The organism is Amycolatopsis sp. NPDC004169 (assembly GCF_040610315.1).
Lineage (GTDB): Bacteria > Actinomycetota > Actinomycetes > Mycobacteriales > Pseudonocardiaceae > Amycolatopsis.
This window is the reverse complement of the sequence record NZ_JBEXMD010000003.1, coordinates 1-21,120: the sequence shown is the minus strand read 5'-3', so window position 1 is coordinate 21,120 and position 21,120 is coordinate 1. Positions and strand designations below refer to the sequence as shown.

General features: G+C 72.4%; 20 protein-coding genes. 6 read left to right on the top strand and 14 right to left on the bottom strand.

Annotation, left to right across the window (positions count from 1 at the left end; all coding sequences use genetic code 11):
• Positions 1-65 precede the first annotated feature (65 nt).
• Complete coding sequence (locus ABZX11_RS04675; protein ID WP_354909916.1) at positions 66-1,754, top strand: Hsp70 family protein; 1,689 nt, start codon at positions 66-68, stop codon at positions 1,752-1,754.
• 1 nt (position 1,755) lies between these two features.
• Here the strand turns inward: ABZX11_RS04675 and ABZX11_RS04670 are convergent, their stop codons facing one another.
• From ABZX11_RS04670 to ABZX11_RS04660, 3 genes are read right to left on the bottom strand one after another with little or no spacing between them, the layout of a single operon-like run.
• The gene (locus ABZX11_RS04670) at positions 1,756-2,220 is read right to left on the bottom strand and encodes a YbaB/EbfC family nucleoid-associated protein (RefSeq protein WP_354909914.1); all 465 of its coding nucleotides are present in this window, start codon (positions 2,218-2,220) and stop codon (positions 1,756-1,758) included.
• Positions 2,213-3,274, bottom strand: coding sequence for a hypothetical protein (locus ABZX11_RS04665; RefSeq protein WP_354909911.1), 1,062 nt, complete (start codon positions 3,272-3,274; stop codon positions 2,213-2,215). Before ABZX11_RS04665 ends, ABZX11_RS04670 begins: the two co-directional genes overlap by 8 nt.
• 4 nt (positions 3,275-3,278) lie before the next feature.
• Complete coding sequence (locus ABZX11_RS04660; RefSeq protein WP_354909909.1) at positions 3,279-3,659, bottom strand: hypothetical protein; 381 nt, start codon at positions 3,657-3,659, stop codon at positions 3,279-3,281.
• A 160-nt stretch (positions 3,660-3,819) separates the two neighbouring features.
• On the opposite strand from ABZX11_RS04660, the gene ABZX11_RS04655 reads away from it, so the two are divergent.
• A complete protein-coding gene (locus ABZX11_RS04655; protein ID WP_354909906.1) occupies positions 3,820-4,482 on the top strand; it encodes a hypothetical protein in 663 nt (220 codons plus the stop codon).
• On the opposite strand, the gene pcp is transcribed toward ABZX11_RS04655, so the two are convergent.
• Both pcp and ABZX11_RS04645 read right to left on the bottom strand, forming a co-directional pair.
• The gene (gene pcp / locus ABZX11_RS04650) at positions 4,479-5,120 is read right to left on the bottom strand and encodes a pyroglutamyl-peptidase I (RefSeq protein ID WP_176174368.1); all 642 of its coding nucleotides are present in this window, start codon (positions 5,118-5,120) and stop codon (positions 4,479-4,481) included. The two genes, ABZX11_RS04655 and pcp, sit on opposite strands and share 4 nt — an antisense overlap.
• A gap of 68 nt (positions 5,121-5,188) precedes the next feature.
• Positions 5,189-6,622: a M1 family metallopeptidase gene (locus ABZX11_RS04645; RefSeq protein ID WP_354909903.1), complete on the bottom strand. Its 1,434-nt coding sequence runs from the start codon at positions 6,620-6,622 to the stop codon at positions 5,189-5,191.
• Between the two features lie 148 nt (positions 6,623-6,770).
• On the opposite strand from ABZX11_RS04645, the gene ABZX11_RS04640 reads away from it, so the two are divergent.
• A complete protein-coding gene (locus tag ABZX11_RS04640; RefSeq protein WP_354909901.1) occupies positions 6,771-9,929 on the top strand; it encodes a BTAD domain-containing putative transcriptional regulator in 3,159 nt (1,052 codons plus the stop codon).
• 83 nt (positions 9,930-10,012) lie between these two features.
• Here the strand turns inward: ABZX11_RS04640 and ABZX11_RS04635 are convergent, their stop codons facing one another.
• Together ABZX11_RS04635 and ABZX11_RS04630 are read right to left on the bottom strand one after the other, a co-directional pair.
• Positions 10,013-10,819: an ABC transporter permease gene (locus ABZX11_RS04635; RefSeq protein WP_354909899.1), complete on the bottom strand. Its 807-nt coding sequence runs from the start codon at positions 10,817-10,819 to the stop codon at positions 10,013-10,015.
• The gene (locus tag ABZX11_RS04630; RefSeq protein WP_354909896.1) at positions 10,816-11,793 is read right to left on the bottom strand and encodes an ATP-binding cassette domain-containing protein; all 978 of its coding nucleotides are present in this window, start codon (positions 11,791-11,793) and stop codon (positions 10,816-10,818) included. The genes ABZX11_RS04635 and ABZX11_RS04630 overlap by 4 nt, the downstream gene beginning before the upstream one ends.
• Positions 11,794-11,898: 105 nt before the next feature.
• Here ABZX11_RS04630 and ABZX11_RS04625 point away from each other — a divergent pair, with 105 nt between their 5' ends.
• The gene (locus tag ABZX11_RS04625; protein WP_354909894.1) at positions 11,899-12,915 is read left to right on the top strand and encodes an endonuclease/exonuclease/phosphatase family protein; all 1,017 of its coding nucleotides are present in this window, start codon (positions 11,899-11,901) and stop codon (positions 12,913-12,915) included.
• Between the two features lie 25 nt (positions 12,916-12,940).
• The gene (locus ABZX11_RS04620; RefSeq protein WP_354909891.1) at positions 12,941-14,089 is read left to right on the top strand and encodes a hypothetical protein; all 1,149 of its coding nucleotides are present in this window, start codon (positions 12,941-12,943) and stop codon (positions 14,087-14,089) included.
• Here ABZX11_RS04620 and ABZX11_RS04615 read toward each other — a convergent pair.
• From ABZX11_RS04615 to ABZX11_RS04605, 3 genes are read right to left on the bottom strand one after another with little or no spacing between them, the layout of a single operon-like run.
• Positions 14,043-14,864 carry a Sir2 family NAD-dependent protein deacetylase gene (locus ABZX11_RS04615; RefSeq protein WP_176174376.1) on the bottom strand — a complete coding sequence of 274 codons (822 nt, stop codon included), beginning with the start codon at positions 14,862-14,864 and terminating at the stop codon, positions 14,043-14,045. The genes ABZX11_RS04620 and ABZX11_RS04615 overlap by 47 nt on opposite strands.
• Positions 14,857-15,168, bottom strand: coding sequence for an antibiotic biosynthesis monooxygenase (locus tag ABZX11_RS04610; RefSeq protein ID WP_354909887.1), 312 nt, complete (start codon positions 15,166-15,168; stop codon positions 14,857-14,859). The genes ABZX11_RS04615 and ABZX11_RS04610 overlap by 8 nt, the downstream gene beginning before the upstream one ends.
• 32 nt (positions 15,169-15,200) lie before the next feature.
• Positions 15,201-16,607, bottom strand: coding sequence for a M1 family metallopeptidase (locus tag ABZX11_RS04605; protein ID WP_354909885.1), 1,407 nt, complete (start codon positions 16,605-16,607; stop codon positions 15,201-15,203).
• A 74-nt stretch (positions 16,608-16,681) separates the two neighbouring features.
• Between ABZX11_RS04605 and ABZX11_RS04600 the strand changes: the two genes are divergently transcribed.
• The gene (locus ABZX11_RS04600) at positions 16,682-17,428 is read left to right on the top strand and encodes an alpha/beta hydrolase (protein WP_354909883.1); all 747 of its coding nucleotides are present in this window, start codon (positions 16,682-16,684) and stop codon (positions 17,426-17,428) included.
• A gap of 66 nt (positions 17,429-17,494) precedes the next feature.
• Here the strand turns inward: ABZX11_RS04600 and ABZX11_RS04595 are convergent, their stop codons facing one another.
• The 4 genes from ABZX11_RS04595 to ABZX11_RS04580 all read right to left on the bottom strand — a co-directional run bounded on the left by ABZX11_RS04595 (position 17,495) and on the right by ABZX11_RS04580 (position 20,874).
• Entirely contained in the window at positions 17,495-18,451 is a 957-nt protein-coding gene (locus ABZX11_RS04595; RefSeq protein WP_354909881.1) for an N-acetylmuramoyl-L-alanine amidase, read from the bottom strand.
• Positions 18,452-18,514: 63 nt separating this feature from the next.
• Complete coding sequence (locus tag ABZX11_RS04590) at positions 18,515-19,390, bottom strand: A/G-specific adenine glycosylase (RefSeq protein ID WP_354909879.1); 876 nt, start codon at positions 19,388-19,390, stop codon at positions 18,515-18,517.
• Positions 19,391-19,400: 10 nt separating this feature from the next.
• Positions 19,401-20,336, bottom strand: coding sequence for a nucleotide disphospho-sugar-binding domain-containing protein (locus tag ABZX11_RS04585; RefSeq protein WP_354909877.1), 936 nt, complete (start codon positions 20,334-20,336; stop codon positions 19,401-19,403).
• Between the two features lie 46 nt (positions 20,337-20,382).
• Positions 20,383-20,874 carry a carbonic anhydrase gene (locus ABZX11_RS04580; protein WP_176174383.1) on the bottom strand — a complete coding sequence of 164 codons (492 nt, stop codon included), beginning with the start codon at positions 20,872-20,874 and terminating at the stop codon, positions 20,383-20,385.
• Positions 20,875-21,120: the final 246 nt, after the last annotated feature.

Below are 21,120 nucleotides of genomic sequence, written 5' to 3'. Positions count from 1 at the left end.
GGAGCCGCCCTTCGGCGTTCCGGGCGCATGAGACGATGCCCGCGGACCTTGGGAGGGGAATCCGCGTGGACGTGCTGTCGATCGACTTCGGGACTTCCAGCACCGTCGGCGTCCTCGCCGCCTTCGGGCGGGGGCCGCGGGCGATCGAGGTCGACGGCTCGGTCACCATGTCCTCCGCCGTCTACGTCAACGACGACGGCCTGCTCGTCGTCGGGCAGGACGCCGAGCGGCGCGCCCGGCTCGACCCCAGCCGGTTCGAACCCAACCCGAAGCGGCGCATCGACGAGGGCGTGATCCGGCTCGGGGACACCGACGTCCCGGTCGCCGACGCCTTCGCCGCCGTCCTGCGCCGGCTGGGCGAGGAGGCCGAACGGCAGCTCGGCCGACCGCCCGCGCAGACCCGGATCTCGCACCCCGCCGGCTGGGGTGCCGACCGGCAGGACGTGCTGCGGGCCGCCGCCGCGCAGGCGCGGCTGGCCGACGTGCGGCTGATCCCCGAACCGGTGGCCGCCGCCGCGCACTACGCCAGCCTCGGGAGCCGGGCCGGCGGGCCGATCGGCGTCTACGACCTCGGGGCGGGCACCTTCGACTGCGCCGTCGTCGGCGTCACCCGGCAGGGCTTCACCGTCCTCGCCGAGGACGGCCTGCCCGACCTCGGCAGCCTCGACATCGACCAGGCGCTGCTCGTCCACATCGGACGCGAGGTCTCGCACGCCGATCCCGCGCAGTGGCAACGGCTCCTGCGTCCGCAGACCACCGCCGACCGCCGGACGCGGCGGGCCCTGCTGCAGGACGTCCGCGACGCCAAGGAAAGCCTCTCGCGGCACGCGCAGACCCACGTGCCGATGCCCGAGCCGTTCGGGGACGTGCTCGTCAGCCGGGACGAGCTCGAAGCGCTGGTGCGGCCCAGCCTGCTGCGCAGCGCCGAGCTGCTCGGCGCCACCATCGGCCGCGCCGGGTTGACGCCCGCGCAGCTCGCCGGCGTCTACCTCGTCGGCGGGCCGAGCCGGATGCCGCTGCTGGCCACCCTGCTCGAGCGGCAGCTCGGCGTCACGCCCACCACGCAGGACCAGCCCGAGACGGCCGTCGCGTTCGGACTGCACCACGTGCCGCTCGGCACCGCCACCGACCTGACCGTGCCCGCCTTCGCGCCGGTACGCCCGCCGGTGCCGCCACGGCCGCAGCCGCGGCAAGCCCCGCCGCCGCAGTACGCGCCGCCAACACCGCCGGAACCGCGCCGGAAACGCAAGCCGTGGTTCCTCGCGCTCGCCGTGCTCCTGGTCGCCGCCGTCGTGGCCACCGTCGTCGTGTTCGTCATCCGCGATCAGGCCGCGCGGGCCGCGGCGGACTGCACGCAGACGTCCGAGCGCGACCGGGCCGGCTTCACCCCGTGCCTGCGCTTGCTGGCCGGCTCCGTCCCGGACCGGAGCACCTGCAAGGACAACGAGCACTTCGCCCGGCTACTGGGCGCCCAGCTCTCGGTCATCTGCGCCTTCACGGGCGGCAGTGTCAGCTACTACCAGGGCTTGACCACCGAGTACATCGAGGTGAACACGAAGCTGACGCCCGCCGGCCGCGGCACCTGGGACGGGGGCGGGCTGCACGGCGAGTACGTCGCCAGTGCCGACAAGAAGTCGTCGATCGTGCTTTTCGGCGTGGCCGAGCGCCGGGTGGCCGCGATCTACCTCACGGAAGAACCCCGCCGCCTCGAGGAGCTGATCGCCGGCTTCTCCAGCCAGGTCAAGCCGGCCTGACTCACCAGGCGCGGTCGAGCCGCATGCCGCGGCCGTACCAGTCGTCGTCCGCGACCGGCCCCGCCGGCGGCGGCTCGGCCGGGGTGTCCGACGACCGGTCCTTGAGCACCTTGCCGTCCGGCTCGGCTGGCGGGGCCGCGGGTGCCGGAGCGGCCACCGGCACCGGTTCCGGTTCGAACTGCACCCGCCAGCGCAGCCGGTCCATCAGGTAGCCGCCGCTGCCCAGCGGGGCCAGCAGCTGCCCGGTCCGCTTCGCCGACTCGCGCTGGGCCTCGACGTACGTGCGCAGGACGGCATCCGCGATCTCCGACGGCGCCATCCCCGAGACGGCGTCGGACAGCCGCAGCCGGGTCAGCACGCCGTCGGTGTTGACCGACAGGGAGACCGCGCCGTCAGCGGACGTCGCCGTCGCCGACAGGGCGGACAGCTCGGCCAGGAGGGCTTCGCGGTCCGGGCCGTCAGCCATCCAGCCTCCCCACGTGCGTGGCGCCGCTCGACACCTGGCCGTCGGGCGCGATGTCGACGTTCGCGTCGCGGACGTTCTTCTCCGTCTCGCGCGAGGTGTGGTCGGTCTCGAAGTTCGACGGGTCGAAGCTCGAGCCCGGGCTGACGTCCGGCGGGTCGGGGATCTTCGGCAGGTCGACGGCTTCGTCGCCGATGCGGTTCGCCAGCGTCCCGGCCGCCTCGCCGGCGCCGTCGCGGATCTTGCCCGCGCTGTCGAGGAAGCTCCGGTACAGGTCGAACGCGTTGTCGCCGGTGATTTCCGCCTGGTTGGCCACCATCGCGCTGATCGCGCCGCCGGCGGCGTTCCCGGCGACCAGCGCGCCGTTGGCCGCGGTGAAGATCGCCGCGCCGGCCGGGGCGGCGACACCGGCGCTGGCCACGGTGAGCAGCCCGGCGACCGCGCCCGCGAAGGTCGCCGCCAGCACCTTCGACATCGCGGCTTCGCGCTTGCGGGACTGGTCTTCCTGGTACTGCTTCGCCGTGTCCAGGAACGTCGTGCCGAGGTTGCTCAGGTCCTGGCGGGCCGACGCGATGGCCTCGCGCGCCGCCACGACGTCGCTTTCCAGCACGGTGATCTTGGTTTCGACCTCGGTGAAGGCGTCGGCCAGCTGGTTCAGGTAGGCCTTGACGGCGTTCGCCGCCGAGCCGCGCCACACGCCGAGGAACTGCCGGGCGTCGTCGAGCTTCGGCTTCGAGTCGCGCTGCAGCTGCTTCCAGACGCCGTCGTGCTTCATGATCAGGCTCTGCAGGCCCTCGGTCGACTCGTGGTCGATGTCGGCGTCGGAGAACTCCCGGTAGACGCCGGCCACCTCGTCCTGCATCTTCCGGAACTGCTCGCTCGATTCGTCGAAGCCGAGCAGCCAGATCTCGGTCATCCGCAGGACTTCGAGGGCGTCCAGCGCGTCGTTCGCGCCGTCCTTCAGGTCTTCGGAGACGCCTTCGAGGAGTTCGGCGCGGCGGTCGTCGCCGCCGGCCATGGGCTGGGCGTCGAGGCCGGTGCCGAAGTAGCCGTCCACGTCCTCAGTTCCCTTCCAGGCCCGCGGCCGCGCGGTTGACGCGCCGCTTCGAGTCCTCGTCGGCCTGTTCGTACAGCTCCGCGACCCGCATCAGCGCGTGGCTCGTGTCGGCGGTGGTCCGGTGCAGCTGCGCGACCAGCTTCTGGATCTTTGCCAGGTGGTCGTTGTAGGCCGCGGCGACCGCCGGCATGCCGAGCGAGCGGCCGAAGGCGTTGTCCGCGGGGAACATCGCGCCGAGGCCGCCGAAGAACCCGCCGCCGTCCGCCTTGACGGGGACGTCGGCGTCGCGCAGGCCGTTCGACGCGGTTTCCGCGGCGTCGGCCGCGGACTGGAGGGCTCCGGCCGAGTCCCGCAGGTCCTGCAGGTCGGTCTCGAATCCGATCATCACTCACCTTTCCTCGGGCTGCGCGTCGGGACATGTAAACACCGTTCGATCGCCCGACAGGGTGATTTGCGGGTGGTGTGCCTCAGATCACGACGAGCCTTCCGTACCGCCGAACGGGGGAACTTGGTCCGTGCCGGCCGGTCTCGGCGCTCCTACCTGCATGAGCACTGTCACGAAGCCCCGCGCGCCGACCGTGCGACGTCAGCTGCGCGAGGCGAAACGCTTCTCCTGGACGGGATTCGCGGTCACGGTCGGGGCGTCGCTGCTCGGCACGCTCGTCCCGGCGGCGATCGGGGCCGGCCCGCAGGCAACGCTGATCTCCACGCTGGTGGTGACCGTCCTGGCGGCCGGCGGCTTCACCGCCAAGGACGGCAGCGCCCGCGGCATCAAGGCGATCGCGATCGTGCTGCTGGCCACGGGTGCGCTGGTGCTGACGGTGACCGGGGTGACCGTGCTCGACCTGGTCCGCGGCCGCCCGGCGACGTTCCCCGGCGTGCCCGAGGTGGCCGCGGAACCGAAGGTGATCGTCCCCGAGTCGGTGGCCTGCGGCACGACACCGGTGCACACGACGACGACCTGCGTGGTGTCGGTCCGCAGCGTCGGCGCGAGCGCGCTGCGGGTCAGCGGGATCGAGCTGGACAACGCGGACTTCACGGTGGACGCGAGCGCGTGCGTCGGCCACGACGTCGAGCCGGGCCGCCGCTGCACGCTGCTGGTGAGCTTCACACCGGAGTGGAGCGGCGACCGGGTCGCGGACCTGACGGTCCACCACAACGTCCCGGGCCCGGCGGCCTTCGTCGAACTCACCGGCCGCGGCAGTTAGTGCTCCGCGCCCGCGCTGACCGCCAGGTCCTCCGTCACCCGCAACGCCGTGTCCGCCAACGCTTCCAGCGCGAGGGCGATCAGGTCGACGCCCAGTGACGGCGCGGCCTTGGCCGACGCCGCCACCTGCTCGGGGCTGAACGGGACGTGCACGAAACCGCCGCGGACGGCCGGGAACTCCGTGGCCAGCAGGTGCATCAGCCCGTAGAACACCTGGTTGCACACGTACGTCCCGGCTGTGTGGGACACCGACGCCGGCACACCCGCCGCGCGGATCGCCGCCACGCACGCCTTCACCGGCAACGTCGTGAAGTACGCCGCCGGGCCGTCCGCCACCACCGGGACGTCCACCGGCTGCGCGCCCGCGTTGTCCGGGATGCGGGCGTCGACCAGGTTGATCGCCACCCGCTCCGGGGTCACCTCGGCCCGGCCGCCCGCCTGGCCGGCGCACACCACCAGGGCCGGCTCGTGTTCTGCCAGCGCCCGCCGCAGGGCCGGCAGGGACGCCTCGAATTCGCACGGCAGCTCCACCGCCACGACGTCGTCCCGGCGCGCGGACACCAGTGAGACCGCCTGCCACGACGGGTTCACCGGCTCGCCGCCGAAGGGCGCGAACCCCGTCATCAGCACCCTGGCCATGGTCCCTCCCGCAGCGATCGAAACGTCGAGGCCACCCTACGTCCGCAGGGTGGCCTCGACGACCGCGCTCACGCGGCGGGCTTGAGCCCGCCCGGGTAGAGGTACTGGTCGGCCGGCTTGCCGGTGCCGTACACCCACGCGTCGAAGAAGCCCTGGAGGCTCCGGTGCGCGGCGAACTCGGTGAACCGCTGGAACTCCTGCACGCTCGCGTTCCCGTCGCGGTGCAGCGACGGCCACGTCTTCAGCACCCAGGAGAACGCCTGTTCACCGATGTAGTTGCGCAGCGCGTGCAGCATCATCGGGCCCTTCGAGTACACGTACGTGAACTCGTTGCCCTGACCCATGTCGTACAGCTTGCCGTTCCAGAGCCGCGCCGACGCGGTCTTGACGTCGTTGGCGTACTGCGCGTTCAGGTCGACGCCTTCCTTCGCCTCGTCCCACAGCCAGGTGGCGTAGGAGGCGAAGCACTCGTTGAGGCAGACGTCCCGCCAGTGTGCGACCGCGACCGAGTCGCCGTACCACTGGTGGGCGTTCTCGTGGACGATCGTCGGCACCGTGCCCGCCCAGCCCGCCGAGTAGATCGGCCGGCTCATCGTCTCCAGCGAGAAGCCGATCTGCTCGTTGAGGAAGATGCCGCCCGCCGCGTCGATCGGGTACTTGCCGAACTTCGACTCGAGGAAGTCGAGGATCTCCGGCAGCCGCGCTTCGGCCTGCTTCGTCGAATCCGGCGTGCCGGGCGCGAACGCGCTGACGATCGGCGTGCCGTCCTTGCGCTTCTGGCGGTCGAACGTCCACTTGTCGATCGCGACCGTCGTCATGTACGGCACGATCGGCGTCTCTTCGGCCCAGACGTGCGTGGCGCCGTTCGGCGTCTTGACCGACGGCTTCTCGCGGCCGTTGGCGATCACGCCCCACTCGTCGGGCACGGTGATCGCGAGGTGGAAGGTGGCCTTGTCGAGCGGGGTGTCGTTGACCGGGTACCAGGTGGTGGCCGACTTCGGCTCGCCGGCGACGAACGCGCCGCCCGCCTGGGCGAACTGCCAGCCGTTGTTGCCCAGCGCCGGGTCGTCGATCGGCGCGGGCACGCCGTGGTAGGCGATCTTGACCTGGAAGCGCTGACCGCGCCACAGCGCGCGCGACGGCGTGATGACCAGTTCGTGGTCGCCGGTGCGGGAGAACTTCGCGTCCCGGCCGTCGACTTTCACCGAGTCGACGGTCAGTCCGTGCAGGTCCAGGTCGAACGAGCTGAGCGACTGGGTGGCCTGCGCGGAGATGGTCTGGTTCCCGGTGAGCTGGTGCGACGCCGGGTCGTAGCCGACCTTGAGGTTGTAGTCGGCGACGTCGTAGCCGCCGTTGCCGTCCTGCGGGTAGTAGCTGTCGCCGGCGCCGTCGCTGCCGGGCTTCGGCGCACTCCAGCCGTCGCCGGCCGCGGCGGCACCGGCGCCGAGGCAGAGGCCGGCGACCACGGCGGCCGCCACCACGACCGGTTTCTGTCCCCTCATGAACGCTCCTGTCCGTATGCGGATGGGCATCGTCCGCAACGTATCGCCACGAACGGGTGATCCGGGAGAGCGCGTCTTTTTTGTCCGGATAATCAGCACTTACGTCGGCCCGCCCCGGCACCGGCCCGCCGTCTGGAAAGCTGGACGCATGCGCGTTGCGCTGCTGGGCCCGCTGCGGGCGGCGGAAGACGACGGCACGCCGATCGACATCGGCGGTGCCCGCCTCCGCATGCTCCTGGCCAGGCTGGCGCTGGACGCCGGGCGCGCCGTGCCCGCCGACGCTCTCGTCGACGGGCTCTGGGGCGCCGATTCCCCCTCGGACGCGGCCAATGCCCTGCAGTCGCTGGTCTCGCGGCTGCGGAAGGTCCTGCCGGTGGCCGTCGAATCCGGACCTGGCGGGTACCGGCTCGCGGTGGCGGCCGGCGACGTCGACGCCGAGCGGTTCGAACGGCTCGCCGCCGATGGACGGCGGGCGCTGGCCGCCGGCCATGATGCGCGGGCCGCCGATCTGCTCACCGAGGCCCTTACCCTCTGGCAGGGTGCCGCGCTCGCCGATGTCCTCGACGCGCCCTTCGCACCCGCGCCGGCCCGGCGGCTCACCGAGCTGCGGGCCGAGGCCGCCGAAGACCGGTTCGACGCGCTGATCCGGCTGGGCAGGCACGCCGCCGTGCTGGCCGATCTGACCGCGGCAGCCGACGCCGACCCGCTGCGCGAACGGCTCGCCGGCCTGCGGATCCGCGCGCTGTGCGCCGCCGGGCGGCAGTCGGAGGCGCTGTCCGTCTACGCCGGGATCCGCCGCACCCTGGCCGACCAGCTCGGCGTCGACCCGTCGGCCGAACTGCAGGAAATCCACGTCGCCGCGCTGCGCGGTGAATTCGCGCCGCCGGCGCCGGTGGCCGATCGGCTGCCGACCCGGCTGACCACGTTCGTCGGCCGCGACGACGAGCTCAAGCTGCTGGCCGAACTGCTCGCCGGCGCCCGGCTGGTCACCCTGACCGGGCCGGGCGGGGCAGGCAAGACCCGGCTGGCCACCGAAGCGGCGTCGCGGCACCCCGCGCACCAGCGGGGCCGGGTCTGGTTCGCGGCGCTGGCCGGCGTCCGCGACCCCGACGACGTCCCCGGTGCGCTGCTCGGCGCGCTCGAGGTCCGGGAGATCCGCGCCGAGACCGAGATCAACCGCCGCCAGCCGGAGCCGGTGGAACAGGCCGTCGAGGTGCTCGGCGGCGAGGAAGCCCTGCTGGTGCTGGACAACTGCGAGCACGTCGTCGACGCCGCCGCGCGGCTGGCCGACGAGCTGCTGCACCGGGCGCCGCGGCTGCGGATCCTGGCCACCAGCCGCGAGCCGCTGGCCATCACCGGTGAGGCGCTGTGCCCGCTCGGGCCGCTGCCGGTGCCCGCGGAACGCGCCGCGCCCGCGGAGGCCGCCGAGCTCGACTCCACGCGGCTGTTCCTCGACCGGGCCGCCGCGGTCCGCCCCGACTTCGTGCTCGACGAGTCCACTGTGGACCACGTCGGGGAGATCTGCCGCCGGCTCGACGGGATGCCGCTGGCGCTGGAGCTGGCCGCGGCGCGGCTGCGGTCGATGACCGTGGCCCAGATCGCCGGGCGGCTCGGCGACCGGTTCCGGCTGCTCACCTCGGGCAGCCGGACGGCCCTGCCGCGGCAGCGGACGCTGCGCGCGGTCGTCGAGTGGAGCTGGGAACTGCTGGCCGAGCCCGAGCTGGTGCTGGCCCGGCGGCTCGCGGTGTTCGCGGGCGGCGCCGAGCTGGCGCCGATCGAAGCGGTGTGCGCCGACGAGCTGCTGCCCGCGGCCGACGTGCCGTACGTGCTGGGCAGCCTGGTCGAGAAGTCCATAGTGGATACCGTCGACGCCGGCGGCGAGCCGCGGTACCGGATGCTCGAGACGCTGCGGGTCTACGCCACCGAGCGGCTGGTGGAGTCGGGGGAGCACGACCGGGTGCGCCGGTCGATGGCCGGTTACTACGCCGAACTCGCGCAGCGCCTGGAGCCGCTGCTGCGCACGGCCGACCAGCTGCAGGCGATCGACCGGTACGAAGCCGAGAGCGCCAACATGATCGCCGCCCTGCGCGGCGCCATCGAGATGTCCGATGTGGACAACACGGTGGCGTTGCTGGACGGGATGTTCTGGTACCTCACCATCCTCGGCCAGGGCAGCCGGATCGGCTCGCTGATCCGCGAGACCCTCGAGTTCGGCGACCGGCTGCCGCCGGCGGTACTGGCCGCCTACCAGGCGCTCCTCTACCTGATGGACGCGATCCCGGTCCGGTCCGACCAGCCGGCGATCCTCCGGCTGGTCGACGCCTGCGTGCGCAGCAACGCCGTCGACCGCTACCCGGGGCTCGCGGTGGCCCTGCCGATGCTGGCTTTCCTGGGTGGCGACCGCGAGATCGCCATCCGCGAAGTGCGCCGGGCGGAGCAGCACCCGGACCCGTGGACCCGCGCCGGCGGCCACTGGGTGGAGAGCTTCCTGCTTGACGACGAGGGGGACGTCGAGGGCGCCGACCGGGCGCGCGACTTGGCCCACGCCGGGTTCGAAGCGGTCGGCGACCGCTGGGGCATCGCGATGACGCTGAGCTTCAAGGCGTACGCGCTGTCGCAGAACGGCGAGAGCGACAAGGCCATCGAGATCTACCAGCAGGGCCTGGCGCTGTCGATGGAGCTGCGGTCCTACGAGGACGCCGTGCAGCACTGGTGGCGGCTGGCCGTCGAGCGGGCGCGCGCCGGGGACTTCGAGGGCGCCTGGCGCGACCAGGAGGCCGCGGAGCGCTACGGCGAAGGCATCACGAACCTGCAGCACCGGGCCATCCTGATGTTCGGCAGGCTCGAGCTGCTGCTGCGCACGGGCCGGCTGGCCGAGGCTCGGGCGCTGCTCGACCGGGTGGCCGCGATGGGCGGCGAGGACTGGTTCCCCGGCGGGATCGGCGACGAGTTCCTGCACGCGTTCGAGGCGCGGATCCTGCTCGCCCAGGACCGCGCCGACGAGGCGGAACCGCACGCGCTGATCGCGATCCGGGCGACGAACCGGCGTGGCGACATGCCGGACCTGGCCGGGGCGGTGGAACTGCTGGCGATGATCCGCGAGCGGCAAGGCCGTCCCGAGACGGCGGCCAGGGTGCTCGCCGCGTCCGCGGTGATCCGCGGGCGGCTCGACCTCGGCAGTCCCGAGGTCCGGGCGCTCATCGACGTGCTCCGCGCGGCACTCCCGGACTACGACGCCCGCTACCGGGAGGGCCGCGCGCTGTCCAAAAAGGACACGGTGGCCTGGCTGCTGGCCGAACTGGACTGACGGCGTGCCGGAGGGGACGTCCGCCCCCGCGAACGTCCCCTCCGGCTTCCCCCGGCGCGACTCACCCCCGTGTGTGCGCCTTCTCAGACCCGCCGGCGGTAGGCCCAGGTGGCCAGCGGGAAGAACACGAGCACCGCACCGGCCATCCAGGCCAGCGCCCCGGCCAGCGGACCGGCCACCGCGCCGCCGTTCATCAGGCCGCGCAGCGCGTTCGCCATCAGGCTGACCGGGCTGATGTCCGCCCACGCCCGCAGCCAGCCCGGCATGGTGTTCGTCTGCACGAACACGTTGGAGCCGAACGTCAGCGGCATGATGAAGACGAACATCAGCGCCTGCGCCGAGCCCGGCGTCTTCATCAGCATGCCGACGAACACCGAGCCCCAGCAGAAGCTCAGCCCGAACGCCAGCGCGAGCAGGATCGCCACCGCGAACTCGCCGGGGCTGGTCGCGATCCGGTAGCCCATGATCGTCGCCACGATCATCAGCACGGTCAGGCAGACGACGTACCGCACGACGTCGGCGAGCACCGCGCCGATCAGCGGTGCCGAGCGGGCGATCGGCATGCTGCGGAACCGGTCGAACACGCCCTTGGTGACGTCGGTGTTGAGCTGCACGCCGACGGTCAGGCACGCCTGCAGGATGTTCATCACGATGACGCCCGGCACGACCATCTGCAGGTAGGCGTCGATCGAGCCGGACAGCGCGCCGCCGAACAGGTAGACGAAGATCACCAGGAAGACGATCGGCATCAGGGTGACGTCGGCGAGCTGCTCGGGGTTCTTGCGGATCTTCAGGATGCCGCGCCACGCGAGCGAAAGCGCGTGCTGGAACCCCTTGGCGGGGCTGATGTGCCGCGGCGGGGCCGGGCGGTCGAGGGCCAGCGTCGTCATGCCAGGCTCCCTTCGAGGGCCTTGTTCTCGGTGGGCTCTTCGGCGGTGTGCCCGGTCAGGGCGAGGAACACCTCGTCGAGGCTGGGCAGCCGCAGCGCCAGCTCGTCGGCGGTGATCCCGGCTTCGTCCAGCTTGCGGACGAGGGTGGACAGCAGCACCGGGTCGTTGACCGGTGCGGTCAGCAGCCCGGTCGCGTCGTCCCGGGTCGGCCGGACGCCGGAGAGGTCACCGAGGATCCGGTTGACGGCGTCCATGTCGGTCAGCCGGGTCGGCCGCACCTGCAGCGTCTGCCCGCCGACCCGGCGCTTGAGCTCGTCGGCGCGGCCGTCGGCGACGACCCGGCCGTGGTCGAACACGGTGATCTTGTCGGCGAGCTGGTCGGCCTCCTCCAGGTACTGCGTGGTCAGCAGCACCGTCGCGCCCTCGGCGACCAGGCCGCGGACGACGTCCCAGACCTCGTTGCGGGCGTGCGGGTCGAGCCCGGTGGTCGGCTCGTCGAGGTAGAGCACCTCGGGCCGGCCGACCAGGCTGGCGGCCAGGTCCAGCCGCCGCCGCATGCCGCCCGAGTACGTCCGGATCGGCCGCTTGGCCGCCTTGGTCAGCTCGAACCGCTCGATCAGCTCGGTCGCGCGGGCCTTCGAGTCGGCCCGGGAGTAGCCGTACAGCCGTCCGATCAGGACGAGGTTCTCGATGCCGTTGAGGTCCTCGTCGACCGAGGCGTACTGGCCGGTCAGCCCGATCAGGCTGCGGACCCGGACCGGGTCGGTGACCACGTCGTAGCCGCCGACCGTGGCTCTGCCCGCGTCCGGTTTCATCAGCGTGGCCAGGATCCGGACGGCGGTCGTCTTGCCCGCGCCGTTCGGCCCGAGCACCCCCACGACCTGGCCGAACGGGACCTCGAGGTCCACCCCGTCCAGCGCCTTGGTGTTCCCGAAGTGTTTGACCAGGCCCTCGGCCTGGATCGCGTGCGACATGGGCGTCCTCCTTCGCTGTCGCTTCCGAGGAGAACAGTGGACGGTGGCGCTGACAGGCCGCGCACAGCGCGCTGTCAGCGGCTGGCAGGCGCTGGTGGAGATCTTGTGGAGGAGTTGTCGGAGCACGCGCCGCCCGGCGCCGGTCTCGGCATACTCGGCAGCATGGTCATTGCGGAAGAGACGCGGTCGCGGCGGAAGAACCCGCTGGTCACGGGCCTGCTGGTGGTCCCGGTGGTGCCACTGGCGCTGCTGGCCGCGCTGCGGCTGGTCGGCTACGACGGCGGCTGGTATACGCTGGTGGCGTTGTCGCTGACGCCGTTCGCGGCCGCCGCCGGGGTGCTCTTCGGCGGCCTGTCACTGGCGTTGCGGCGGTGGTGGACCGGCGGGGTCGCGCTCGTGCTGGCGCTCGCGCTGGCCCTGGTCGTCCTCCCGCGGACGTCGGCGAGCGACCCGCGTGAGCTGCACGGCAAGACGCTGCGCATCCTCTCCTCGAACCTGCTCTACGGCCAGGCGGATGCGAAGGTCGTCGTCGACCTGGTGCGCGAGCAGCGGATCGACGTGCTCAACCTGGTCGAGATGACGCCGTCGGCGGTCGACCGGCTGACCGCGGCCGGGCTGTTCGACCTGCTGCCGCACCGGGTGCTGCACCCGGCGCCCGGCGCGTTCGGCTCGGGGATCGCCGCCCGCTTCCCGCTGAAGGAGGTCAACCTGACCGGTGACTCGGCGGCCAAGCAGCCGGGCGCGGAGGCCGACCTCGGCGACGGCGTGGTGGCCGAGATCGTCGCCGTCCACCCGATGTCCCCGGACGTCGACACGCCGCAGTGGGAGCGTGAGATCAAGGACCTCTCGCAGCCGGCGGGCGAGCACGGCCTGCGCATCCTGGCGGGCGACTTCAACGCGACCCTCGACCACGCGGCGTACCGCACGATCCTGTCCCGCGGCTACCGCGACGCGGCCGAGGAGCGCGGCGCGGGCTTGGCCCCGACGTGGCCGTCGTCGCTGCCGGTGGTGACGATCGACCACGTGGCGGTGGACAACCGCGCGGCGGTGCTGGACTACCGGGTGTTCGACGTCGCCGGGAGTGATCACCGGGCGGTGTTCGCCGAAGTCCGCCTTCCGTGACGGCGTTGCCGGCAGGCTGACCGGCATGCGAAGACTCGTGCCGCTGGTCCTGGTCCTGCTCGTCGCTGCCTGCGGGCAGCAGCCCGCGGCCACCTCGACGGACGGCCCGAAGAGCGCCCTCGGCTTCGAGGTGCACCCGGGCGCGGTGCAGTTCCCGTCCGACAGCGACTGGGTCCCGGCGAACGTGGGGCTGAAAGCGCTGGTCCCGGTGGCCGGCTGTGTGCTCGGCCTCGGCGATTTCGCGAACGGCTACCGCGACGTCAACGCGAACTGGACCGGCGGCGCGGGCTGCACCGAGCTGAAGATCAGCCCGGGACCGGGCAGCGGCGGCCCCGGTCCGGAAGCCGCGGGCAACGGCTGGCGTGGTGGCGGGCTGTCCGGCGTGGTCGCCGTACCCGGGCCGGACGGCTCGGTGATCGGCGCTCACGCGAAGTTCGCCCGCCGGGACGCCGACGGCACGATCACCGAACTCGGCGAGCTGCGCGGCCGGCGCGAATTACGGGCGCTGGCGCGGTCGGGCGGCAACCTCGTTGCCGTCGGCTCGGCATTCCTCGACGGGCAGACGACCCGGCCGGTGGCCTGGGTGTCGGACGACGACGGCAAGACGGAACGCACGGTCATCATGCCGGTCGTCGAGGGCGTGGACGGCGCGGACGCGCCCTGGGTGCTGGCGGCGGCCGGTCCCGAGCTGCTCGCGGCCGGGTTTTCCAACCCGCGGCTGCAGCTGTGGGCGTCCCACGACGGCGGCGGCAGCTGGACGGTGTCGGAGCTCGCGACGCCGTCGGACCAGACGCTGGTGCACGGCATCCTGCCCGCCGGCGGGCAGTGGCTGCTCTACGGGGAGGTTTCCGACGGGCACTCGCAGAAGCCGTTCGCGCGGCTCGGCCAACCGGGCTCCTGGTCCACCGTGGACGCTCCAGGGCCCGGTGCGCTCGGGGCGGGCACGCTGGACGCGCACGGCAACCCCGTGCTGGCGGTGCAGAACCGCGAACCGTTCCGGGACAACCAGCGCACGCGCTACTGTTCGGCCGTCTTGGTGCGGGGCGGTCAGAGCTGGCAGCGCGGCGAACTGGGCTGCGGGGAGGCGCCGGTGCAGGTGGCCGCGACCCTGGCCGACGGCCGGGTGCTCATCGCCGGGAACCGCGATCTCTGGCTGCGGGCAGGAGCTGCTTGAGCGTCTCCAGCGCGCCGGCCGCGATCGAGACGCCGCGGCCGTGGCGGATCTCGGGTTCGCGCGGGTTGATGCGGATCAACGCGCCGGTCGCCGCGCTGGCCAGCTCGGCGTAGCGGCGGACCGTCGGCACCGCCTGGCCCGCGCCGAGTTCGACGACCACCAGGTCCCGGGCCGTCCGGCGCCACGCCGTCAGCTCGTCGAGCTGGGCCTGGCTGCGGTCCGGGACCCAGGAGTAGTCGCCGAACATCAGGATGTTGGGGCGGGCGAGGCCGCCGCAGCGGGGGCACGACGGCAGCGGCGGCACCGCCCGCATGGTCTCTTCGTCGACCACGACGTCCTCGGTGGCGGGCCAGATGTCGGCCGTGCACCCGGCCAGGCACTGCAGGTGGTGGATCGAGCCGTGCGCTTCGGCCACGGAACCGAAGCCCGCCGCCTGGAACTGGCCGTCCACATTGGACGTGAAGACCCGGACGCCGTGGGGCAGGGCCGAGCCGAACTCGCGCAGCAGCCGGAAGCCGTCGTGCGGCACCGTCCCGCGGTAGAGCGCCAGCCGGTGCCCGTAGAAGCCCCAGGCCAGCTCGGGGTCGTCGGCGAAGTGCCGCGGGTCGGCGAGCTCTTCGAACCGCAGGCCGAGCCGGGCGTACGGCGGGTACGCGCGCCAGAAGCCTTCGCCGCCGCGGAAGTCCGGCAGCCCGGAGTCGACGCCCATGCCGGCGCCGGCGCAGATCAGCAGCGCGCCGGCACCGTCCAGAAGCTCGGCGGCCCGCTCACTCACCCGGCTGCGAACCGAGGACGACCTCGAACTCGAGCAGGTTCGCCCCGGTGGACACGGGCTTGGCCCGCTCGCCGGCGTGCGCCGCGGCGGCCGGGCCGCCCTTCGCCCACGCCTGGTAGTGCTCCTCGGACTCCCACTTCGTGTAGACGAAGTAGCGCGTCTCGCCGGAGACCGGGCGCAGCAGCTCGAAGCCGAGGAAGCCGGGCTGCTCGTCGACGGAGTGCATGCGCGCGGCGAACCGCTTCTCGAGTTCGGGGCCGGCGCCCTCGGGAACCTCGATCGCGTTGATCTTCACGACACTCATGCCGTCCACCCTAGTCGGCCGCGGGGGCGGCTTCAGCTGCGCAGTGATCCGGGGAACAGGTCGGCGTCCGCGGGCAGCTTCGTGCCCCGGAACCAGGTGTCGAAGAACGCGCGCAGGTCCTTACCGCCGATTCGCGTCGCCATCGCTTCGAAGTCGGCCCAGGTCGCGTTGCCGTGGCGGAAGCGGGACGGCCACTCGCGCAGCAGCTTGGCGAACGCCGGTTCGCCGATCTCGCGGCGCAGCGCGTGCAGGGCCAGGATGCCCTTGTTGTACACGCCTTCGAACTCGTGGCCCTGGCCCATGCCGACCAGCTTCTGGGCCCAGAAGTCCGTGCTGCCGCGGGTGATCTCGATGGCCGCGCGGTAGCGGTCGTCCAGGTTCTGGCCTTCGCGCTCGGCCCACAGCCACTGCGAATACGAGGCGAAGCACTCGTTCAGGCAGATGTCGGACCAGTCCCGCAGCGAGACCGAGTCGCCGAACCACTGGTGGGCGTTCTCGTGCACCAGCGTCGGCAGGTCGACCCACTTCGCGTACGTCGGCCGGGTCTGCGTCTCCAGGGAGAACGGGACGTTCTCGGCCAGGAAGATCCCGCCCGCCGCCGACTGCGGGTACGGGCCGAACTTGCTGCTCAGGAAGCCGAGCACCTCCGGCAGGCGGTCGCCGATCGCGCGGCGGGCCTCGGTGCCCGGCGCGTACGCCGAGACCACCGGCGTGCCGTCCGGCAACGTCGATCTGTCGACACCGAACTTGCCGATCGCGATCGTCGTCAGGTAGCTCGCCACCGGGTTGGGCTCGGTCCAGGTGCCCGGCGGGCCTTCGCGGCCGTTCGAGATCACCGTCCAGCCCGGCGGGACGTGCGCGGTGAGCGTGAAGGCCGCCTTGTCGCGCGGGGTCTCGTTCACCGGGTACCAGAACGCCGCCGAGTGCGGCTCGCCGACCATGAACGCGCCGCCGTCGGCCGAGTGCTGCCAGCCGTTCTCGCTGCCGCCGGTGTGCGGGGTCTTGGCCGGGTCGCCGCCGTAGCGCACCCGGGTGCGGAACGTCGTCCCGGCGCGGATCGGGGCGGCCGGCGTGACGACCAGCTCGAACTCCTTCTCGCGGCGGAAGGTCGCCGGTTTGCCGTCGACCTCGACGCCGTGCACGTCCAGCCCGCGCAGGTCGAGGTCGAACCGGCTGAGGTCCTGGGTGGCCTTGGCGGTCACCGTCGTGTCGCCGTCGAGGTGCCCGCTCGGCGGGTCGTACTTCACGTCGACCTGGTAGGCGAGGGCGTCGTAACCGCCGTTGCCGTCTTCGGGGTAGTAGGGATCGCCCGCGCCGGACGCGCCCGGCACCGGGTGCATGGGCGGCGGCGGGGGCGGCAGGGTGACGGCGTCGCCGCCGCACGCCGCGGCGAGGACCACGGCGGCGCAGACAGCCAGTGCGGTGAGTCGGCGGCGCATACGACCACCATAGGTGATGGATTGCGATCGGTTGGTCACGTTCCGCACCAGGGGTTTTGTGGTTAGGTGGCCGCGTGCTCTGTTTCGGCGGCAGCGGTGTGCCGATCGTTCTGCTCCACGGCTTGATGGGTCGCGCGCGGACGTGGTGGCGGGTCGCGGAGTGGCTCCGGCCCTACGGCGCGGTGTACGGCCTCGACGCGCGCGGCCACGGCAACGCGCCGCGCGTCGGCCCGTGGACCACTGAGCGCTTCGCGGCCGACGTCGCCGAAGCGCTGCGAAGCCTCGACGCCGGCCCGGCGGTGCTGATCGGGCACTCGATGGGCGGCCTGCACGCCTGGGCGACCGCCGCGCGGTACCCGGAGCTGGTGCGCGCGGTCGTCTCCGAGGACTTCGCGCCGGACCAGCGCGGCCGGACCGTCGAGACCTGGCGCGGGTACTTCGAGAGCTGGCCGGTGCCGTTCCCCTCGCTCGGCCACGTCCGCGAGTTCTTCGGCGACGCGGGTGCGTACTTCGCGGACTGCGTCGAGGAGCGTGCGGACGGGTTCCACCTGGTCGCGGACCTCGAGGACCTGTACGTCATCGCCGCCGAATGGGGGCGCCGGGACTACTGGGACGTCGTCGAGGCGATCCGCTGCCCGCTGCTGCTGGTCGAGGGCGAGCACACGGCCATGCCACCCGGCCAGCAGGCCGAAGTCGCTTCGCGGGTGCCCGACGCGAAGCACCTGGTGGTGCCGGGCTCGGCGCACCTGCCGCACGACGAGGCCCCGGAGCTCTACCGCGGCGCCGTCGAGGCCTTCCTCAGCCAGGTCCTGAACCGCTGAAACCGCGCGTGAGCAGAAGGACGGCACACCGAGCGCGTCGTTGAGCCCGGCGCACCGACCTCCTGGTCACGCGCGTGTCAGGTCCGCCCGCCAGGCCGCCGTCGACCGGTCCGAGGGGACGATCAGCGGCCAGACGTCGGCGCCGAGGAACCCGGTTTCGTCGGTCACCTTGGTCGCGGTGCACGTGTGGCGCGGCAATCCGGCCTGAACGGACAAAGCGGCCACGGCGTCCTTTGTGGACTGCCCGAAGACGCCGTCCGTCGGCACGTCGAAGCCGGACGCGCGCAGGAACTGCTGCGCCAGCTGCACCCGACGGCCCGTGTCACCCGGCTTGAGCAGCGGCCACTCGGCCTCGGCGCGCGCCACCGGAACGCCGAGAACCCGCCCGACGGCGGTCCGCAGCTCCGGCAGCCGGTTGTAGAGCACCTGGCCGGGGCACTCGGTCGAGTTGAAGTCGCGGTGGCCCTTGATGAACTCCGGCGCGATGCCGTACTGGCTCGCGATGTAGGCGACCAGCGAGACGAGGGAGTTCCACAGCGCCGCCGGCACGTCCACCGTGCTGTAGAGGCCCTCGTTCTCGATGCCGATGACCTCGCTGTTGTGGTTGCCGACGTTGGCGCCCTGCACGTGCCGGGTGCCGCCGCGGAGGATTTCCAGGCTGCGGTGCCGTCCCTCGGTGATGTACCCGCCGCGGCTGTTCGTGAACTGCTGGCCGCTGTCGATCCAGCCGTTCTTGTCCATGTGCAGGTTCTGGATGAACCGCGAGACGTAGTACGCGCGCTCGAGCGAAAAGTCGTCGTTCATCGGCGGGTCGACCGCGTGGTGCACGACGATGTAGGTCGGCTTGTGGTTCTCCACCACGATGGTGCCGGCGGCGGGCCGGGCGCCCCAGTCGGACGTCGGGTGGATCGTCGGAACCGGCACGGCCGCGCCGGCCGTACCCGTGGTCGTCATCCCCAGTGCGCCGGCCGCGGTAGCGGTCACCCCCGCCTTCAGCAGGGTCCGGCGGTCAACAGTGACCATGCGTGAAACGGTAACTCCGCAGCGCGCCAATGACAACTATTGACCAACTTTTGTTGTGGTGCGTCAGTGTTCACCCGGCAGGGCGAAGAGGCCGTCGCGGGTCTGCTCCAGCAGGCCGTCGACCAGCAAGGAGTCCAGGCAGCGGTCGCGCTGGCCGCCGTCGTGCCAGACCAGGTCCAGCTTCGCCTTCTCGACCGGGCCCTCGCTGCCGCGCAGCACGTCGAGCAGCCGGCCGCGGACGTACCGGTCGGTGCCCGCGTACCGCTGCACCGGCTTGGCCGGGCCGGCGTACTCCGGCCGCCCGGCGAGCTGCCACGCGCACTCGTCGTAGATCGGGCAGTCCGCGCACTTCGGGGCGCGTGCGGTGCAGATCAGCGCGCCGAGTTCCATGATCGCGGCGGAGAACTTCGCCGCGGGCGCGTCTTCGGCGGGCAGGAGCGCCTCGACGTCGTTCATGTCCCGGGTGTTGGACGCGGGCCCGGCGTCCCCGGCGCCGTGCACCGCCCGCGCGACGACCCGCCGCACGTTCGTGTCGACGACCGGCGCGCGCCGCCCGTAAGCGAACGCGGCGACGGCCCGCGCGGTGTAGGCCCCGATCCCGGGCAGGGCGAGCAGGGTGTCCACATCGGACGGAACGACGTCCCCGTGCTCGCGGGCGATGACACCGGCGGCCTCGTGCAGCCGCAAAGCCCGGCGCGGGTAGCCCAGCTTGCCCCAGGCCCGCACGACCTCGCCCGGCGCCGAAGCGGCGAGCGCGGACGGGACCGGCCAGCGCGCCATCCACTCGTGCCAGATCGGCTGCACCCGCACGACCGGGGTCTGCTGCAGCATGATTTCGCTGACCAGGACACCCCAGGCCGAGCAGGTGGGCTCGCGCCACGGGAGATCCCGGCCGTGCGCGGAGAACCAGTCGAGCAGTACGTCAGCGTCCACAGCCACGCCGGGGAGGCTACTTCGCGTGCTTCGGCAGCTCGCGAGCGACCTCACCCGGCGACGGCATGGCGGCGATCTCCTCGGCGAGCGCACGGGCCGCGTCGCGGCAGAAGCAGGCCTTCCTGGCCTGTTCGGCGACGGCGTCCGCGCTCAGCTCGCCGGGCAGGAGCCGCACCGCGGCCCCCGCGGTGAGCAGGGCCTCGGCGTTGGCGAACTGGTCGGCGCCCTGCGGCAGGACGAGCTGCGGGACGCCCGCGGCCAGCGCGCCCAGCGTGGTGCCGCTGCCGCCGTGGTGCACGACCAGGTCCGCGTGCGCGATCGCTGCCGCCTGCGGGACCCAGGCCTGAGTGGTCACGTGGGCCGGCTGCGGCCCGATGGGCACCCCGCCGGTGGCCACCACGACGTGTGTGCCGAGCGTGGCCAGGCCCTCGATCGCCGTCTCGAGCACCTCCGGGGTGCCGAAGGCGGTGCCGAGCGTCAGGTAGATCAGCGGCCCCCGGAAGGCGCCCGGCTCGGCGAACGGGACGGGCCGCAGCGCGATCCGCTCGGCGGTCGCGAGGAAGTCCGCGTCCTGCAGGGACGGCGGGCAGATGTCGAGGTGCACCCCGCCGGCGGGCCGCTCGAACCCGATGCCGTCGGGGATCATCCGGCCGAACCCGTGCCAGAGCGCCGGGATCCCGGCGCGCTTCGCCGCGACGCCCACCTCCGGGACGCCCCAGCCGTGCACGACGAGGTCCGGCCGCAGCCGCTTCAGGCCGGGCTCGATGTCCTCGGCGTAGATCTCGTAGAACGAGTCCGCGGGCCGGAACGGGTTCAGCCCCCGCAGCGACTCGTGGACGTGCTCACCGGCGGCGAAGTGCACCTCGTGCCCGATGTCCCGCGCCGCGACCGCGAGCGGGACCATCGGGTACGTGTGCCCGGCCGACGCCAGCCCGGCGAACAGCACGCGCATGTCGTCCCCATTCGGATGTCGTGAACATCTGAATGGCGACGATAGCCTACTTGACCTCGGTGAGCTTCCCGGTCTTCACGTCGTAGACGAACCCGCGCACGTTCTCGGTGTGCGGCAGGTAGGCGCTGCGCCGCACGCGTTCCACCGACGTCCGGACGCTGTTCTCGACGCTGCGGAACGCCTCGACCGACCACGTCGGCCGGAGGCCGGTGTCGTGCTCCAGCTCGTCCTTGAAATCGTCCTCGGTCACCATCGACAGGCCGCACTCGGTGTGCTGGACGATCAGCACCTCGCGGGTACCCAGCTTGCGCTGGGAGAGGGCGAGCGAGCGGATCATGTCGTCGGTGACGACGCCACCGGCGTTGCGGAGGACGTGCGACTCACCCTGCAGGAGACCGAACAGCTCGAACACCCGGATCCGGGCGTCCATGCAGGTCAGGACGGCCACCTGGAGCGACGGCTTCGGGGACGACCGGTCGCCGGGCGTCACCTCGCCGAGTTCCTGGTTGCGCTTGAGCAGTACGTCGATCGAGGTCATCGGTCACCTTCCGGCCAGTGGCCCCGCGGCGCGGGCGTACCGCTCCATTTGACCGGGTGACCACCCCGATGGGCAATGCACTAAGTGCTATGTCACGGGGCCTAGACGAGTAATGCGTAAGTCTGGGTGGTGACCGGAGACGGGCGAAGGGTGTTCAAGATCCGTTTGTGACGACAGACCTGAACACCCTTCTCACCGCACTCTACGTCAAGATCGACGACCACCTCACCGGCAGGCGGCGGCTGG

Coding starts and splice junctions, on each gene's coding strand:
- ABZX11_RS04670 (WP_354909914.1), bottom strand. CDS start 2,220: ATGGCTGACGGCCCGGACCGCGAAGCCCTCCTGGCCGAGCTGTCCGCC.
- ABZX11_RS04660 (WP_354909909.1), bottom strand. CDS start 3,659: ATGATCGGATTCGAGACCGACCTGCAGGACCTGCGGGACTCGGCCGGA.
- ABZX11_RS04655 (WP_354909906.1), top strand. CDS start 3,820: ATGAGCACTGTCACGAAGCCCCGCGCGCCGACCGTGCGACGTCAGCTG.
- pcp (WP_176174368.1), bottom strand. CDS start 5,120: ATGGCCAGGGTGCTGATGACGGGGTTCGCGCCCTTCGGCGGCGAGCCG.
- ABZX11_RS04645 (WP_354909903.1), bottom strand. CDS start 6,622: ATGAGGGGACAGAAACCGGTCGTGGTGGCGGCCGCCGTGGTCGCCGGC.
- ABZX11_RS04640 (WP_354909901.1), top strand. CDS start 6,771: ATGCGCGTTGCGCTGCTGGGCCCGCTGCGGGCGGCGGAAGACGACGGC.
- ABZX11_RS04635 (WP_354909899.1), bottom strand. CDS start 10,819: ATGACGACGCTGGCCCTCGACCGCCCGGCCCCGCCGCGGCACATCAGC.
- ABZX11_RS04630 (WP_354909896.1), bottom strand. CDS start 11,793: ATGTCGCACGCGATCCAGGCCGAGGGCCTGGTCAAACACTTCGGGAAC.
- ABZX11_RS04620 (WP_354909891.1), top strand. CDS start 12,941: ATGCGAAGACTCGTGCCGCTGGTCCTGGTCCTGCTCGTCGCTGCCTGC.
- ABZX11_RS04610 (WP_354909887.1), bottom strand. CDS start 15,168: ATGAGTGTCGTGAAGATCAACGCGATCGAGGTTCCCGAGGGCGCCGGC.
- ABZX11_RS04605 (WP_354909885.1), bottom strand. CDS start 16,607: ATGCGCCGCCGACTCACCGCACTGGCTGTCTGCGCCGCCGTGGTCCTC.
- ABZX11_RS04595 (WP_354909881.1), bottom strand. CDS start 18,451: ATGGTCACTGTTGACCGCCGGACCCTGCTGAAGGCGGGGGTGACCGCT.
- ABZX11_RS04585 (WP_354909877.1), bottom strand. CDS start 20,336: ATGCGCGTGCTGTTCGCCGGGCTGGCGTCGGCCGGGCACACGTACCCG.
- ABZX11_RS04580 (WP_176174383.1), bottom strand. CDS start 20,874: ATGACCTCGATCGACGTACTGCTCAAGCGCAACCAGGAACTCGGCGAG.